The organism is Polaromonas sp. AET17H-212 (genome assembly GCF_002379085.1).
Classification (GTDB): domain Bacteria; phylum Pseudomonadota; class Gammaproteobacteria; order Burkholderiales; family Burkholderiaceae_C; genus Polaromonas.
Genome location: NZ_NBZW01000002.1, coordinates 173,679 through 189,618, shown reverse-complemented (window position 1 = coordinate 189,618; position 15,940 = coordinate 173,679). Strand labels below are relative to the sequence as shown.

General features: G+C 63.1%; 16 protein-coding genes and 1 tRNA gene. 2 read left to right on the top strand and 15 right to left on the bottom strand.

The annotated features are described in order from the left end of the window. Positions 1–101: 101 nt before the first annotated feature. Positions 102–177 (top strand) — tRNA-Thr (locus tag B7G53_RS03075). Positions 178–278: 101 nt separating this feature from the next. Here the strand turns inward: B7G53_RS03075 and B7G53_RS03070 are convergent. The 12 genes from B7G53_RS03070 to B7G53_RS03015 form a co-directional block, all read right to left on the bottom strand. Further along, positions 279–857 carry a hypothetical protein gene (locus tag B7G53_RS03070; protein ID WP_141396278.1) on the bottom strand — a complete coding sequence of 193 codons (579 nt, stop codon included), beginning with the start codon at positions 855–857 and terminating at the stop codon, positions 279–281. Beyond that, entirely contained in the window at positions 854–1,858 is a 1,005-nt protein-coding gene (locus tag B7G53_RS03065; protein ID WP_096663336.1) for a tyrosine-type recombinase/integrase, read from the bottom strand. Before B7G53_RS03065 ends, B7G53_RS03070 begins: the two co-directional genes overlap by 4 nt. Beyond that, positions 1,855–2,850, bottom strand: a complete 996-nt coding sequence (locus B7G53_RS03060) for a replication initiation factor domain-containing protein (protein ID WP_176491265.1) — start codon at positions 2,848–2,850, stop codon at positions 1,855–1,857. The genes B7G53_RS03065 and B7G53_RS03060 overlap by 4 nt, the downstream gene beginning before the upstream one ends. 359 nt (positions 2,851–3,209) lie before the next feature. Further along, positions 3,210–3,428, bottom strand: a complete 219-nt coding sequence (locus B7G53_RS03055; protein WP_096663330.1) for a hypothetical protein — start codon at positions 3,426–3,428, stop codon at positions 3,210–3,212. Positions 3,429–3,806: 378 nt separating this feature from the next. Then, entirely contained in the window at positions 3,807–4,406 is a 600-nt protein-coding gene (locus B7G53_RS03050; RefSeq protein ID WP_096663327.1) for a hypothetical protein, read from the bottom strand. Positions 4,407–4,533: 127 nt separating this feature from the next. Continuing rightward, positions 4,534–4,815 carry a BrnA antitoxin family protein gene (locus B7G53_RS03045; RefSeq protein ID WP_096663324.1) on the bottom strand — a complete coding sequence of 94 codons (282 nt, stop codon included), beginning with the start codon at positions 4,813–4,815 and terminating at the stop codon, positions 4,534–4,536. Then, positions 4,802–5,080 carry a BrnT family toxin gene (locus B7G53_RS03040; RefSeq protein WP_096663321.1) on the bottom strand — a complete coding sequence of 93 codons (279 nt, stop codon included), beginning with the start codon at positions 5,078–5,080 and terminating at the stop codon, positions 4,802–4,804. The genes B7G53_RS03045 and B7G53_RS03040 overlap by 14 nt, the downstream gene beginning before the upstream one ends. 207 nt (positions 5,081–5,287) lie before the next feature. Beyond that, positions 5,288–6,547 (bottom strand): putative Na+/H+ antiporter, encoded by a 1,260-nt coding sequence (locus tag B7G53_RS03035; protein WP_096663318.1) that lies wholly within the window; start codon positions 6,545–6,547, stop codon positions 5,288–5,290. 130 nt (positions 6,548–6,677) lie between these two features. Next, positions 6,678–7,175 carry an NUDIX domain-containing protein gene (locus tag B7G53_RS03030; RefSeq protein WP_255249891.1) on the bottom strand — a complete coding sequence of 166 codons (498 nt, stop codon included), beginning with the start codon at positions 7,173–7,175 and terminating at the stop codon, positions 6,678–6,680. Positions 7,176–7,364: 189 nt separating this feature from the next. Then, the gene (locus tag B7G53_RS03025) at positions 7,365–8,372 is read right to left on the bottom strand and encodes a metal-dependent hydrolase (protein ID WP_096663312.1); all 1,008 of its coding nucleotides are present in this window, start codon (positions 8,370–8,372) and stop codon (positions 7,365–7,367) included. 128 nt (positions 8,373–8,500) lie between these two features. Then, positions 8,501–9,823: a cation:proton antiporter gene (locus tag B7G53_RS03020; protein ID WP_096663309.1), complete on the bottom strand. Its 1,323-nt coding sequence runs from the start codon at positions 9,821–9,823 to the stop codon at positions 8,501–8,503. Between the two features lie 257 nt (positions 9,824–10,080). Then, positions 10,081–11,424, bottom strand: a complete 1,344-nt coding sequence (locus B7G53_RS03015; protein WP_096663305.1) for a hemolysin family protein — start codon at positions 11,422–11,424, stop codon at positions 10,081–10,083. A gap of 23 nt (positions 11,425–11,447) precedes the next feature. On the opposite strand from B7G53_RS03015, the gene B7G53_RS03010 reads away from it, so the two are divergent. After that, positions 11,448–12,299, top strand: a complete 852-nt coding sequence (locus B7G53_RS03010) for a symmetrical bis(5'-nucleosyl)-tetraphosphatase (RefSeq protein WP_096663302.1) — start codon at positions 11,448–11,450, stop codon at positions 12,297–12,299. A gap of 106 nt (positions 12,300–12,405) precedes the next feature. Here the strand turns inward: B7G53_RS03010 and B7G53_RS03005 are convergent, their stop codons facing one another. From B7G53_RS03005 to ypfJ, 3 genes are all read right to left on the bottom strand, one after another. After that, positions 12,406–13,311: a YihY/virulence factor BrkB family protein gene (locus tag B7G53_RS03005; protein ID WP_255249903.1), complete on the bottom strand. Its 906-nt coding sequence runs from the start codon at positions 13,309–13,311 to the stop codon at positions 12,406–12,408. Positions 13,312–13,408: 97 nt separating this feature from the next. Then, entirely contained in the window at positions 13,409–14,866 is a 1,458-nt protein-coding gene (locus B7G53_RS03000; RefSeq protein ID WP_096663297.1) for a DEAD/DEAH box helicase, read from the bottom strand. Between the two features lie 151 nt (positions 14,867–15,017). Further along, positions 15,018–15,896 (bottom strand): KPN_02809 family neutral zinc metallopeptidase, encoded by an 879-nt coding sequence (ypfJ, locus tag B7G53_RS02995; RefSeq protein WP_096663294.1) that lies wholly within the window; start codon positions 15,894–15,896, stop codon positions 15,018–15,020. Positions 15,897–15,940 lie beyond the last annotated feature (44 nt).

Below are 15,940 nucleotides of genomic sequence, written 5' to 3'. Positions count from 1 at the left end.
ACTGGCGGCCCGGATTTTCGGCGCCAGTTAGCGGGACGACTCACCAGCGATCAGCCAGTGAATTCTGCCCGGCTATAATCGAAGGCTGTAATTCAGAATTCGCCGGTGTAGCTCAGTCGGTAGAGCAGCTCATTCGTAATGAGAAGGTCGGGTGTTCGATTCATCTCTCCGGCACCAAATGAAGGCCCCCTAGCTGTCATGGTTAGGGGGCTTCTTCATGTAACCAACGCGTAACCCACATTCATTATTGGCGCTAAACGCCATTTGGACAAGCAGTTCTATTCAAACGGCTTTATGGCCAAGCGAACGCCATAGGACAACTTGTTCCCATTTCTCGCAGTGCCGCCTCCTGTGACTTCGGCCGAACAGAGCGTTACCGAATCGCCCAATTTTTTTGCCGCAAGACGACGCCTAAAGCTGCGAGCGTCCTCCTTCGCCATATACCCTACGGTGCCGACACCCTCACCGTCGACACGCACTGCCAAGTGATCGTGTGGATTGTCCTCAGGAATGAGCATGGCGCGAAATTCTGCGGAGGATGAATTGCTTCCGTGATCACCTGCTAACCGCTTTATCGCGTTTTGGTAGTTCGACTCGCCGACGATTTCAAATTCACATTCATCCAACTTAGGCCAGACATAAGGGGCATCCCCTGCAGTCGGTGGTTCAACCGTGCGAGGGCGTTTACGCTGGACTTCTTTGGGGTCACTGGGAGCGATGATGGCGGCGATCACCCTAAAGATCAAAATGAATATTTGCTTTACCAATCTGACCAAATAGTTGCTGTTTTTAGCCATCATCACTCCCGGTTTTTGCTGAATGTAGCATTCACTCTCGCAGTCGGCTAGCGCGATCAAGTTTGCGCCTGAAACAATCGATCAAGTCTGCCAGCCGCATATTGCAGTCCCTCAGGCGCCACATGTGCGTAGCGTTCAACCATGGACTGGGTTTTCCAACCGCCAAGCCGCTGTAATTCATGAGTAGGTGTGCCCGCCTCCCTGTGCCAAGTGGCAAAGGTATGCCGCAGGTCATGCCACCGGAAATCGTGAATCTCAGCGCGTAGGAGCGCATTGCGCCAAGCCTTGGTGTTGACCTGGGCAATAGGGTTGCCCTCATAGGTGAACACGTGCGTTAGGTGATCACCCTGCCGCCGCTGCAACACATCTAACGCAGCTTCATTCAACGGCACCGAATGCGGCCGGCCGTTCTTGTGGTCGTTACCTGCCACCCACAAATGACGACGCTCAAGGCTGATCTGCTTCCATTGCAAGCGCGTCACGTTGGCCTGTCTTAACCCTGTAGCAACGGAAAACTGAGCCATATCCGCAAGGTGTGGCGGCAGCTCAGCCAGCAGGCGGGTGAACTCATCGCGTGACAGTGAGCGAATCCTGCCCTCCGTGTCGCGGAACATACCGACCTTCGGAGCGCGATCTATCCACTCCCACTCGTTGCAAGCCTTCCGAAGAATCGTTCGCACCAGTGCCATGTATCGATTGACCGTGGATGTGCTGACGCCCTTCCCTCTGACCACCCTGACCTGATCGAGCAACGCCCGGTTGATGTCAACCAACTCTTTCCCCCCTAGAAGGGGTTGGAACCAGCGCAGCATGGACTTGTCCCATTCATGCGTGCGCTTGTGGCTGGTTTCCTCCAGGAACTTGGCGGCAGCTTCGTCCCATGTGTGGCACGGCTTGACCCCGAGCTTGTCCTGTTCCCACCGTTCGGCCATGAGTTTGTCGTGGTACTTCTGCGCATCGCGCTTGACGGCTGTCCCGGTGCTTTTGAAAAACGGCTTTAGCTCACCCTTGATCGGCGCGAACTTGACCCACCAGTATTTTTCCCGCTTGTAGAGGGTCATGACGTCACCGCCAATTCCCGATCAAGCATCGTCGGATTCTGTTTGACGTGATAGCTGTAGGCGTCAATGCGCGCAGGATAGCCCGGACGACGCAGGCTCTCGACAACCCCCGCGAAATCACCGCCGAGAACGTCAAGCATCAGGTTGATGGTTTTTCCGCAATGACGCTTTGCGTTTTCAACTGCCGTGTCATAGGCGATCTGCCCACCCTTGGCAATCGTCTTGATGACAGATTGCTCCTCGGTGAGGAAGGCAAGGCAGGGATAAGCGCCCGCCAGATAGTGACCCGGACGCGTGAGTACATCGTAAGGAATGTACCGGTCCTGCGCACGCCACTCGACCTCGATGCGCGTCCATGGGCTGGAGGCTTCGCCGAGCTGCTTTCCTTTCTCGTAGATGCGCGCATATTTGCCGCTGCTCCGGTTGCCTATGCCGAGCGTTCGACCCTTGGTGGACGCCTCCCCCTCCAGCCAGTCGCCAAACAGCGTATGCGTCGGTTTACGGCCTCCAGCATTGAAGCCTTCCCCCCGATACTGGTCGACAGCCCACGCGATGCTGACGAGCGCCCCCTCCATGTCGTCATAGGCAACGTCAGCGCGCTTGATAACTGCCTTATGCGCTTCGAGCCATACCGCGAATGCAGGCCAGTCCTGGAGCATCGAGCAGCCCTTGCCCATGAGGCTGAAATAGACGCGCCCTCGCTGGCTGTCACCGCCCCATGCAATCATTCCAGCGCCATCGCCAAACCGTGCCGAGTGCTGAAAGCCGAACAGGCCTTTGCGTTGCTCAACAGAGCCCAGGTCGAGGAACTGCGCCATCTCCTGCAGCACCCACACATACGATTTTTCGTCAGGCGGCACGACAGAAAAAGCAACAGCGTCGATAAGCGCCATGGACTTTGAGACTGACTCTACCGTTGCCAGATGCCGAGTAACACTGATGCCTCGACCAGTAGCGAAGATTTCAACAGCCTCTCCGGTTTCGTCATCCACAGCTACCGGCTTCTTGACCTTTCTCCCCGTGGTTACTACACGGGGCAGGCGCTGCACATCGGCGGAGTCCCCGCAGAGCGGGCCCCCTCCGCCGATGGCGCAGCTTTGCCTACTGTCAGGATTTTGGGAATTTGAATCAAACATGCGAACTCCAGATTCTTGGGTTCGCTTTTGCAATGCAGCAGCGAACCCGGTTGAAGGGATTCGCAAAAGCATTCGGTGCTGTTGCCGGCCTCAGGCACTAAGACCCAACGAGGAAATGACGCGGCGGACGTTTTTGTGACCGGGACGCCAGACCCGTTATTTGCACCCCAATGCTATGCGAACCGCTCATGCACCGTCAAGGCGGTGTTGCTAATTCACACGGCCTTAGCGTCGGCGTCGTCTGGTTCGTTGTCCTCAGGAGAGCGAAACGAGTAGGTCACACGCTTGGCGGAAGTGTCGTAATTGACAATGACTTTGAAGCGTGACCCGAGCAACTGGCGAAGCATCGGATCATCAGACAGCTTGTCTGCGATCCCCATCACGTATGGCTGCGCGAGGCCAGCAGGTAGAGGTATGGTCGGCTTCTGCTTCATGCCCGCACCTGGTGAACAGCCGTTTGCTTTTCAAGGCGCGGCACATGCCAACCCGGTGCGACCAATGCGCCCGCGACGGAAAACGTCACAGCGCCAGCACCTCCATTCGGGTTCAGCTTCGCTTCGCTTACATGGGGGCAGGCCCCCATACCCCAAAGAAATTTGACTCTCATTCTCGTAACTCCAGTGTTGCTCGATGACAGCAAACAAATGGAATTACGCGTTGTGACCTCAAAGGCGAGGACAGTTTAGGAGCCGTTCGTAATGAGAAGGTCGGGTGTTCGATTCATCTCTCCGGCACCAAATGAAACGCCCCTAGCTGTCATGGTTAGGGGCTTTTTCATTTGGCTAACGCGCAACCCAAACCGATTCCGATGCCTACGTACCTTTAGTTGGCAATTGCACTTTATCGTTTTCACCAATAGACTTCAGCGCCGCCGAATGCGCCACGGAGAACGGGCTGAACTCATGACTCAAGCATGTGCTTGCATATTGAGCAAAGCCCTCCAAAACATCAAGGGGCTCCTGGCTGGCCTCGTGAGGTTTGGCGCCCTCGCTCCTCAAAGCAACAAACAGGCTTGCTTGAAGAAAGATTTCGGCGTCCGCCTGCGTAACTTTCGCAGAAAGTCGGTGAGCGAGGCGATTTCTTATGACATTTAGGTGCTTTATTCCAGCGATGATTTCAGCAAACTGAGGCAGTGAACTTATTAGGTCCAACTTTTGAGAAAAGCGAAGAGCAGCTTTTCGTATCGCCAAGTTGGGAGTCGCTCTTTCTAAATAGTCGGTAAGGTATTGCTCAAGATAAAGGTGCGAACGAAGAATACGACCAAGGACTTCAACGTCTTGCCTCCAACGCAATTGAGTTTCTCTGTAGTCAGCATCGATGATCGCCCAAGCCTTGTCTTTGCCGCCTAAGTTTTCAAGTACCTTCGAAATGAGTAACGAAGGATCGACATTGGTGGAAGGTGGCTTGCTCATTGTTGTTGGTTCCAATCATCTGCGGTAGTCATGAATAAGTCTAATTGACTGGCAGCGACTTGGAGCCCTTTCGGCGCCAGGTGCGCATAGGGCGTCCAGCCCTGGCGCGCTGAGGCTGGACGGCATTTCACACGTGCGTCCGCACCCAGCTTTTCAGGGCATCATTGATGCGGGTTTGCCAGCCCTCGCCCGTTGCCCTGAATTTTTCCACCACCTCCACGTCCAGGCGCAGGGTGACCTGGGTCTTGCTGCCACTGCCCAGCGGGCGGCCGCGACGCACCAGCGGCTTGGCTTGCAGCCATTCGGCATCCGTGAAGGGGACGGCATCGGGGTCTGCCAAGGCAGCGGCCGTGATGGCGGCGTCCTCCGCAGGGTTGGGAAGGATGGTTCCGGTTTTAAGTTTCGGCATAACGTTTCACCTCGCGTGTGTTGGCTTTTCTCAAGCTGATGATGCGCCGCTCTGTGGGCGACTCGGGCGGGCGGTCAACCAACACCACGACCATGATGCGCAAGCCGATATAGCCCAGCGCCACCATGCGGGCCTCGTCATACACGCGGCGCTGGTCAGGCCATACCACGGCGGTTTCCCATTCAAAGCCCACGGCGTCCAGCAATGACAAGCCATGTTTTGCCAGATTCGCGGCATCCTTGGCTGGGTCGAACGTCACATTCATAGCTTATTGTAGTTACGTTTATTCTAATTACAAGGATTTTTTGTAACTACACTATTTCGGCAGTCTGACGGTCTTGCCGGGCTCACACCCCATAACTCGGGAGTGGTTCCTCGGGCTTCTCCATGAACCAAATAGGCATCCATCCCATATCTAATGGTCACCAGCAGCTATCAATAAGTTAGCAACTGGCAGCCCCGCCCTGCCCCGCTACAGAAACAGAAAAGCCGCCGCAGCCACCGCGGTAGGCCCCAGGGCGCCCAGCAGCAGCCCGCCGGCGCCCACGGTCTCGTCGGCAAAGCCGCGTTTGAGCAGTGCCACGCCGGCCGGGTTCGGCGCGTTGGCGATCACGGTGAGCCCACCGCCGGCCACTGCGCCCGCCACCAGCATGTACTTGGACTCGTCGGAGATGCCGGCGATCAGCGAGCCCAGGTAGGTCAGCGCCGCATTGTCGGTGATGGCGGTCAGGCCGAGCGCGCCCATGAACAGCGCCAGCGGCTGCAGGCTGGCCACAATCGGCTGCAGCCACCAGGCCTGCATGCCGCCCAGCACCACCAGCCCGGCCAGGAAGAAGCCGACCAGCAGCGCTTCCTTGATGATCAGCGGGCTCTGGTGCCGGTCATAGGCCTGCGTGAAACCGAGGAACAGCAGGAAGATCGCGAGGAAGGCGACCGGGTGATGCGCCATCAGCACCACGGCGGCGAGCAGGGCGATGTGCACGGCCACCACCGACAGCGGCATGCGCGCTTCCCCACCCTCGGGTGCGGGCGGTGTGCCCAGGTGCCGGCGCATGACGAAGGTGGCGGCGGTCGCATTGATCACCACGGCGATGGCCGCCTTCCAGCCGAAGTTGGCCGCCATGAAGGCGCTGTCCCATTGCCAGGCGGCGGCCACCATGAGCACGGGCGGTGCCGCGTAGGCGGTCAGCGTGCCGCCGATGGACACGTTGACAAACAGCACACCGAGCGCGAAGTACTTGACGCCCTCCGGCACGGCGGTGCGGAAGATTTGCGGCGCCAGCATCAGCGCGGCGATGGTCATGGCCGCGGGTTCGGTGATCAGCGAGCCGAGCAGCGGCACTGCGGCCAGGCCCAGCCAGGCGGTGGCGATCGGCGTCGGTACCGGGATGTAATGGGCCAGGGTGTTGACCGAGGCCATCACCGCGCGCAACACAGGCTGTGACGCCGCGATGACCATCACCACGAAGACGAACAGCGGCTCGGTGTAGTTGCGCGACTCGGCGTATGCCAGGGCGTCGCCGCCGCCCACCAGCAGCGCCATGCTGAGCACCAGCACGATGGCCCAGAAGCCGAAGACGACCTCGACCTCGCCAAGCAGGTGAAAGAGCCCGGCGTGGCGGGGGTAGCGGTGTGACAGCCGCTCGAACTGTTTGGCGGCAAAGGTATGCAGCAGGGCCACGGCAAAAATGGCGGCGGCAATCAGCTGGATGGTTTCAGGGGTCGAAGGCATGGGCACAGGTACTCCGCGTGGCGGCCCGACCGACGCATACCTGCCATGGCGCGAATGCGCTGACACCCAAACTTAATCTTAACAGGGGGCTGGCGCGGGCTCGAAGCCGGACATCGGCCGAAACACGGCGTCAGCGCCGGTGCTGCATAACCCACGCCGCATAGACACGAACATACTCATGCACCGCCCGGTCGGTTGCGGCCTGGTCCAGCGCGAACCACTGCCACCGGGCATGTTGTTCGCCGGCGCCCTGCGGCAACTGGAGATGTTTTTCCTCGTCGCGCGTCAGCTGCAGCCACAGCGGCAGGTTCACGTAATGGGTGGACACCTGGGGGTCGAAGGCGCTGTCCGGATAGAAGTGGTCCCAGGTGCCCATCAGTGTGGCGCGTTCGAGCGCAGATGCGGGCAAGCCCAGCTCGTCGTGCGCAACGCGCCGTTTTGCTTGGGCCAGGGGTTCGTTTTTCCGTATCCGGCCTCCTGGCGTGAACCACCAGCCGCGGGCCGGCGCGTTGTTGCGCAGGCCCAGCAACAGCTGGCCGTCGGTGTTGGTCAACACCAGGTCGATGGACACCAGAGGCAAGGCCGCGCAGGCTGCAGAAAACTGGGCAATGGGTAACGGGAGGGGCAAGGGTGGCAAGCTCATGGATGGGTTTCGCTACGGGCACATTCTCGACGATGGCTTGTGCCTCTGTATGACTGCGAAGGCGCCGGCGGATTTGGCTCTGCCTGATTTATCAAACCAAATCGGCCGTCAGCCTAATCAAAATCTACGCAAGCAGCTATCAAAATAGTAGTAAAGGGCAGCCCCCCCCGGCCCTCACCGCGGCGGCGGCAGCGGGTCGCCCCACATGCGCCGCCACAGCCAGGGCAAAGCCGTCGCCACATCGGGCCGCGTACTGTTGAGGGTGGGCACATGGCTTTGCGCGGCGCGGGCGGCGGCGGTGCCGAGGTCGAAGTGGAAGGTGTAGGCCGGCTCCTGGCCCATGCGCAGGTCGGTGACGAACAGGCGGCCGCCCGCTTCCGACAGGCGGAAAAAACCGTGGCTGAAGGCGGCGATGCGCGCCACCGGCGGGTCCTGGCCGTGCAGCGTGATCAGGTCGGCGCCGCGGTCGTGCGCGGTCCAGGTGATGCGCGGCGAACTGTCGAGCAGCGAGTAGTGGCCTTCAAAATACTGCGTGGGCGTGGTGGCCACCAGGCGCCACAGCAGGGTGTTGAAGGGCGCGGGCGTCACCAGCAGCGCACTGGCGGTGATGCCCTCGGCCTGCAGCGAGCTGCGCGCCACCGCGGTGGCCTGCTGCTGCGCCAGCACGCTCCAGCCGAGGTAGAGCGTGCTGAGCAGCAGCGCCGCCGCGTTCCAGCGCAGGCCGCGGGTGTTTTGCAGGCGCAGCGCGGCCACCACACCGACGATCAGCGGCACGGTGTAGAGCGGGTCGATGATGAACACGCTGCCCACGCCGAACGGGTAGCTGGTGAAGGGCAGCAGCAGCTGCGTGCCGTACACCGTCATGGCGTCGAGCAGCGGGTGGGTGATGAGCGCCAGCCAGAGCGCCAACCACCAGCGTTTGAACAGCGCGCCTTCGCCGTGCAGGCGCGAGACCAGCCAGGCCAGCGGCGGCGCGGCCAGCGTGAGGTAGAACAGCGCGTGGCTTTCGGCGCGGTGCAGCGTCATGTTGAGGATGGCGTTGCCGTGGTCGATGAAGGCGTCCAGGTCCGGCAAGGTGCCGGCCACTGCGCCCCACAACGCGGCCTTCCACACGGCGGTGCGCCGGCCCATGACGGCCACGCTCACGGCCGAACCAAGGGCAATCTGGGTCAGTGAATCCATGGCGGGCAGCTTAGCGCAGCGGCCCGCTGGCTGGCGCGGCGGGCGGCCCTTGCCCCCGGGCGGGGCCGGGACGATCTGCCTGCACCGGGCGCCGCGTCACCCGTTCGCATGAAAAAAGCCGCCCAGCCTCAGGGCACCGGCGTCTGTTTGCTGCGCCGCCAGAAGTAGCCCATCATGGGCTTGACGCTGACCCCGTGGAGCAGGATGGACAGCGCCACCACCACCAGGGTCATCTGGATCATCTGCAGGGCCAGGCTCTCGGGCAGCTGGTGCTGGATGGCGTACATCAGGTAATACAGCGAGCCGATGCCGCGCACGCCGAACCAGGCCGTCATGCCGCGTATGCGCCAGGGCGTCGGCGTGAACAGCAGGCCGGCCAGCACACTGAGCGGTCGCGCCACCAGGAACAGGAACAGCGCCAGCCCCACCGCCGGCCAGCTCCAGGAGGTCAGGAACAGCGAGCCGCCGACCAGCAGCACCAGGATCAGTTCCGACAGCCGCTCCAGGTGTTCCTTGAAGATCAGCGAGCCCTCGCTGACCGTGTGCAAGGAGTCCGGATCGGCGCCGGGCCCGGCGTTGGCCGGCGCGCCGGTGCCGCCGGTTTCGGTGGTACCGGCGGCGGACTTGAGTGCGTTCCGTGCCAGCTTCAGTTCGGTCTGGCGCAGCGCCACGGCGGCAAAAAAGACGGCCAGAAAACCCCAGGCATGCACCATGACCGTCAAGCCGTACACCACGCCGATCAGCCCCAGGCCCAGGAAGTCGTCCAGCAGCTCGTGTTTGTGCGGCGCACGCCGGAATTTCCAGCCCAGGCGGGCCAGGGCAATGCCGGCCACGCCACCAATCAGGACGGCGGCCAGCGTGGCCCACAGCACATCCACCAGGACCCAGCGCAGCCCGAAGTCGCCGAGTTCGTGCAGGCCCAGCAAGCCGAGCCCCAGCATCACGAAGGGGAAGGCGCTGCCGTCGTTCATGCCCGCCTCGCAGGTCAGGGTAAAACGCAGCTGGTCGCGGTCGCCCGGGTGGCGGATCTGCACGTCGGTGGCGAGCACCGGGTCGGTCGGCGCCAGAATTGCGCCCAGCAACACGCCGGCGCCCAGCGGCAGGCCCAGCACGTAGAAAGCAAAGGCCGCCACCATGGCGACGGTGAGCGTCATGGACACGGTGGCCAGCAGAATCGGCGCGCGCCAGCGGGTGAAGCTGAAGGGCACCGGCATCTTGACGCCGGCGGAAAACAGAGAGATCAGCACGGCACCCTCGGTCAGCACCTCCAGCAGGGCCGACTCCTTGAGCGGGTTGAAGTGCAGCAGGTTGAGCGCGCTAGGCCCCACCAGCAGCCCCACGGCCAGGTAAATGATGGCGGCCGTGACCGGCGAGCGCTTGAGGACGGTGTAGGTCAGGCCCATCACCAGCAGCAGGCCGCCCACCAGCAAGAACCACACGGCGCTATTCATCAGCCGGGCCGTGCAGGGCTCGCAGGGTGCGCAATGGGCGGAGTGAAGGGTTCATGAAGAATGCCCGGCGAACGCGGCCGGCTGTCTTGTTCCGGTGGGTTGTGCCAGCAAGGATACCGCGTCCTTCGCAACAGCGGGCGCCGGCGGCTGGGCCAGCAAGCCGAAATGCTATTGAATCAATAGCTGCCTGCGCCCGTCCTGATTGGGCTGGAGGCCGAAAACATGGATTGCCGGCGCTCGAATGAACGGCATCGGCACTAGGCCGGCTCGTCCGGCTGCCCGGCAATCTGGCTGACCAGCACCTTGTCGATGCGTTTGCCGTCCAGGTCCAGCACCTCAAAACGCCAGCCCGCGGCGTCCACCACATCGCCGGTGCCGAGCAGGCGGCCCGACACGCTTTGCAGCAGGCCGGCCACGGTGTTGTAGCGGCCCTTGTCCTCCTCGGGCAGCTCCCGGATGTCGAGCCGGGCCTTGAGTTCGGACACCGGCATCACGCCGTCGATCAGCCAGCTGCCGTCGGCGCGGCGCGTGGCCCAGGCGTCCACCTGCGCGCCGGGCTGCAGCTCGCCAGTGATGGCCTCCAGCATGTCCATGGGGGTCATCAGGCCCTGCACCACGCCGTATTCGTCGACCACAAACACGATGCGGGTGGACTGGGTGCGAAACTGCTCGAGCAGCTCCATGCCGGTCAGCGTTTCGGGTACAAACATGGCCGGAATCGCGTAGGTGTCAATGCGGTCGGCCAGCGTCGGAGTGGTGCCGGTGCCGGTCTCCTCGCCGACGGGCTGGATCTGGCCGCGCAGGGCCAGCAGCTTGGCCACGTTGACCACACCCACGACGTCGTCGAGGCTGCCGCGGCACACCGGGTACCACGAGTGTCCGGTTGCGCCGGCCTTGGTGATGGCCTGCGCCACGGTGTCGCTGGCGTCCAGCCACTCGATGTCCGAGCGCGGCAGCATCAGCGAGGTGAGCAGCCGGTCGTCGAGCAGAAAGACGTTCTGCACCATCTGGTGCTCGTGCTCCTCGATCAGCCCCGCGTCCACGCCCTCTTCCAGGCTGGCGGCGATTTCCTCATCGGTCACGGTGCGGTCGCCGGCGGTGTCGACACGCAGCAGCTTGAGCACGCTGTGGGTACTGAAGGACAGCAGCCGCACAAAAGGCTTGGCGCCGGTGGCCACCCACATCATCGGACGCGACACCAGACGCGCCACCGTCTCGGGGTACAGCTGGCCGATGCGCTTGGGCACCAGTTCGCCAAACACAATCGTGATGTAGGTGATGATGGTCACCACCAGCGCCGTGGCCGTGATGTCTGCCGCACGGGGCGAGGCGCCGAAAGTCTGTATCCATGTCGAGAGCCCGCTGCTGAAGGCCGCCTCGCCGATGATGCCGTTGAGCATGCCGATGGAGGTGATGCCGACCTGCACCGACGAGAGAAACTGCGTCGGGTTGTCGAGCAGCGTCATCGCCCCCTGCGCGCCCTTGTCACCCGACTCTGCGAGGGCGGTGAGCCTGGCCTTGCGGCTTGCCGACAGCGCCATCTCGGACATGGCAAAAACGCCGTTAAGCAGGGTCAAAAAGGCGATGAGGAAGAAATCCATGGATCCGAAGGCAGAATGAACACATGGCACTTTACTTGATTGGCGACCTGCAGGGTTGCAACGAGCCGCTGCAGCGCCTGCTGCACAGCGTGGATTTTTCCCCCAGCCGCGACACCCTCTACATCCTGGGCGACCTGGTCAACCGCGGCCCGGACTCGCTGGGCGTGCTGCGCCGCCTGTCCGGCCTGGGCGATGCGGCGCAGTGCCTGCTGGGCAACCATGACCTGAACCTGCTCGGCATCCGCCACGGGCTGCGCAAGCCGCACCGCAGCGACACCGTGCAGCAGGTGCTGGACGCGACCGACGGCGACGCCCTGCTCGACTGGCTGCGGCACCGCCGCATGGCCATGCTGGAACACGGCTGGCTCATGGTGCACGCCGGCGTGCTGCCGCAATGGAGCGCCGCGCAGACCATGGCGCTGGCCGGCGAGGTGGAGCAGGCGTTGCGCGGCCCCGACCTGGCAGGTTTTTTGAAAGCGATGTACGGCAACACGCCGAACCAGTGGCAGGACACGCTGGCCGGTGCCGAGCGGCTGCGCGTGATTGTCAATGCCCTGACCCGCATGCGTTTTTGCACGGCCGACGGCGCCATGGAATTTGCCACCACCGGCAGCACGCAGACGGCCCCCCCCGGTTACCTGCCGTGGTTTGAAGTGCCCGGCCGGAAAACCGCCGGTCTGCCCGTCGCCTTCGGCCACTGGTCCACGCTGGGCGCCGACACCGTGGCCAGCGGGTCCGGCCTGCTGGCCAACACCCTGCCGCTGGACACCGGCTGTGTCTGGGGCGGCTGCCTGAGCGCGGCGCGGCTGGGCAGCCAGCCCGGTCAGTTCGAGTTGGTCCGGGTGCAATGTCCGCAGGTCCAGGCACCGGACTGAGTGCTGCCGGATACTCAAGGGTTTCAAGCGTTTCAGGCCTCCAGCCCAACAAACACCTGCGCCAGAAGCTATCAATAAAGTAGCAAACCAGCAGCCCGCCAACAGCTCAGGCGGGGGCCGGGGCGGCCTTCCTGAGTTCCGCCTCGTCGGACAGGGCGCGCGCCACACTGGCCGAGAGCAGCAGCACCGCCGACGAGAAGTAGATCCACATCAGCAGCACCACCAGCGAGCCGGCCGCGCCGTAAGCCGACACCACGGCCGCGGTCGACAGGTAAATCGCCATCAGGTACTTGCCCAGCGCAAACAAAATGCCGCCGGCGATGCCACCCATCACCAGGTAACGCAGCGAAGGTTTGGGCCCGGCGCTCATGCGCATCAACGCAACAAACAGCCCCGCGGAAAACCCCATGGAGACCAGCTCGTTGATCGCCACCGCAACACCTTCGAGCGGCACGTAGACGCCGGCCCAGGTGGTCAGGAAACTCAGGATGGCGGAGATCGCCAGCGACACCAGCAACAGAAAGCCGAAGGCCAGGATGTAGGCAATGCCGCGCACGCGCAGCGACGCGCCGTACCACCACTTCTGCTGCGGCGGCACGCCGGTGTCCTGGCGCCAGAGCCGCTCGAAGGCGTCCTGCAGTTCGGCAAACACGCCGGTGGCGCCCGACAGCAGCAACACAAAGGCGATGCCCGAGGCCAGCAGCCCCTCTGACGGCTCCTGCGCGCTGGCCAGCGCCTGCTTGATCATCTGCGCGCCCTGCTCGCCGATCACGCCGCCTATCTCCCGGATCAGGCTGCTTTCGATGTAGCTGCGGTCCAGCCACCAGCCCAGCACGGCCACCAGCAGCACCAGCAGGGGCGCCAGGCTGAGAATGCCGTAGAAGGACATGGCCGCACTCATGCGCAGGCCGTCCGCGTTCATCCAAAGGTCAATGGCACGGCGAGCCGGACGCAACAGGGTGGGGAAAGAGGAACGTTGGTAGGCGCGGCGCAGGCGCGCGATCGAGGGCATCATCGCCCCAGCTTAGCGCGGCTGGCGTGGCCAGCCCATCAGACGCCTGCGCGGGAAAAGGTAGGCCCCGGTCCCGACAGCCGGCGGGCCCGCCGCCTCAGCTGCCGGTCTTGAACAGCGCCGCGACTTTTTTCTTCGGCTTGATGTTGGCCGACACGCCGCGTGCGGCGCCGCCCTTGGCGGCCGCTTCCCAGGCCGGCTGCGCTTCGGCCGGCAGGCTGGATTCGTAAGGCTTGTCAAAGAAGGGATCGCGCGAGGCCTGCTGACGCTGCGGCGGCGCCTCGCGGCGTTCGCGGCGCTCCGGCCTGTCGCGCTGGGCCTCAAGCGGCTCGCGCACCGGCTGGTCGCCGCTGTCGCGGTACATGCGCCGGCCGTCGTTGATGCGGCCCTGCTCCTTGATGCGTGGCTGGTCTTCGTCGAACTCCATGGGTTCGAGCTCGATCTTGGTCTTGATGAGTTTTTCGATGTCGGTGACCAGGCGCTGGTCGCTGGCGGCCGCAAAACTCACCGCCAGGCCCGAGGCGCCGGCGCGGCCGGTGCGGCCGATGCGGTGCACATAGTCTTCCGCGTTGAAAGGCACGTCGAAGTTGAACACCGCCGGCACGTCCTTGATGTCCAGGCCGCGCGCGGCCACATCGGTACACACCAGCAAATCGACTTCACCGCTTTTGAAGGCTTCGAGCGCTTTCAGGCGTTCGTCCTGGCTTTTGTCGCCATGCAGGGCGGTGGTTTTCAGGCCTTCGCGCTCCAGGGAGCGGGCCAGGCGTGCGCAGCCGAGCTTGCTGTTGACAAACACAAACGCCTGCTTGATGCCGCGGGTCTTGAGCACCTGGTGCAGCGCGCGGCGCTTGTCGTCGGCACTGACGGCGTAGAAATGCTGCTCCACCGTGGACGCCGTGGCGTTGGAACGCGCCACCTCGATCGTCACCGGGTCCTGCAGGAAGCTGGATGCCAGACGCTTGATCTCGGGCGAGAAGGTGGCCGAAAACAGCAGGGTGATGCGCTGCTTGGGCAGGTAGCTCAGGATGCGCTGCAGGTCGGGCAAAAAGCCGATGTCCAGCATGCGGTCGGCCTCGTCGAGCACCACGTACTCGACCTGGTTGAGCACGGTATTCTTGGCTTCGATGTGGTCCAGCAGGCGCCCCGGTGTGGCCACCAGCACCTCGACGCCTTTCTTCAGCTCAGCGGTTTGCGGCTTCATGTCCATGCCGCCGAACACCACCGCGCTATTGAGGTTGGTGTATTTGGCGTAGAACTTCACCTGCTCGGCGACCTGCACCGCCAGTTCGCGCGTGGGCAGCAGCACCAGCGCACGCACCGGATGGCGCGCCGGCGAAGTCGAGGCGTTCTCGTGCTTCATCATGCGTTGCAGCAGCGGGAGCGCGAAAGCGGCGGTTTTGCCGGTGCCGGTCTGGGCGGCGCCCATCACGTCCCTGCCCTGGAGAACGACCGGAATGGCCTGCTCCTGGATGGGGGTCATGGTTTCGTAGCCCATTTCGGCTACGGCGCGGGCCAGCGGTTCTGCCAGCGAAAGGTTCGAAAAAGATGATGTCATTTAGCCTGCTATTGTCGCACTTTGGGCGATAAAGGCATTTTGGCCGGCCCGTCGCCCGGTGGGGCCGACGGATGGCCTGTTTCCCGTCGCCCAATTGCTATAAATTCAATAGCTACATCCGCTTTAGAAACGCGGTCTGTAGCCATTTTTTCTATAAATTCCTGGCGGAGAAGGTGTCACAGGCCTTGACACTGCCCTGCTGCAAGCCGTTGTTGAACCAGCGCGCACGCTGGGCACTGCTGCCGTGGGTGAAACTCTCGGGCACGATGGCACCGCCACCGCCGCGCTGCAGCGCGTCGTCGCCGATTTTTGCGGCAGCATTCATGGCCTCCTCGACGTCGCCCTGCTCCAGGATGGCACGGGCGCGCTGCGCATGGTGCGCCCACAAGCCGGCAAAACAGTCGGCCTGCAACTCCAGCCGCACGCTCATGGCGTTGTATTCGGTCTTGCTGACACGGCCGCGCATCTGCTCCATCTTGCCGGTGATGCCCAGCTGGTTCTGCACATGGTGGCCGACCTCGTGGGCAATCACATAGGCCTGGGCAAAGTCGCCGGGCGCGCCCAGCTTTTTCTGCAGGGTTTCATAAAACCCGAGGTCGATGTAGACCTTCTGGTCGGCCGGGCAATAAAAAGGCCCCATGGCTGCCTGCCCCTGGCCGCAGGCCGTGGCGGTGGCACCGCGAAACAGCACCAGCCGCGGCTCCTGGTAGGTGCTGCCGCCTTGGGTGAACACGACTTTCCAGACGTCTTCGGTGTCGGCCAGCACGGTGGACACAAAGCTGGCCATGCGGTCGTCCGCCGGCGGGCGCTGCGCCGGCCCCTGCTGCTGCACCTGCGCGGTGGGCGTGCCGCCGCTGAGCAAACTCAAAATGGTCAGCGGGTTGATGCCGAAAATCCAGCCACCCACCAGCGCGATCACAATGGTGCCGATGCCGATGCCGCGGCCGCCGATCAGCCCGCCCAGGCCGCCACCTCCGCTGCCACGGCGGTCCTCGACGTTGTCCGACTCGCGGTTGCCTTCCCATTTCATGATTGACTTTCGTTGGCGTCGGCGCCGCCGGTGGCGGTGCAAAC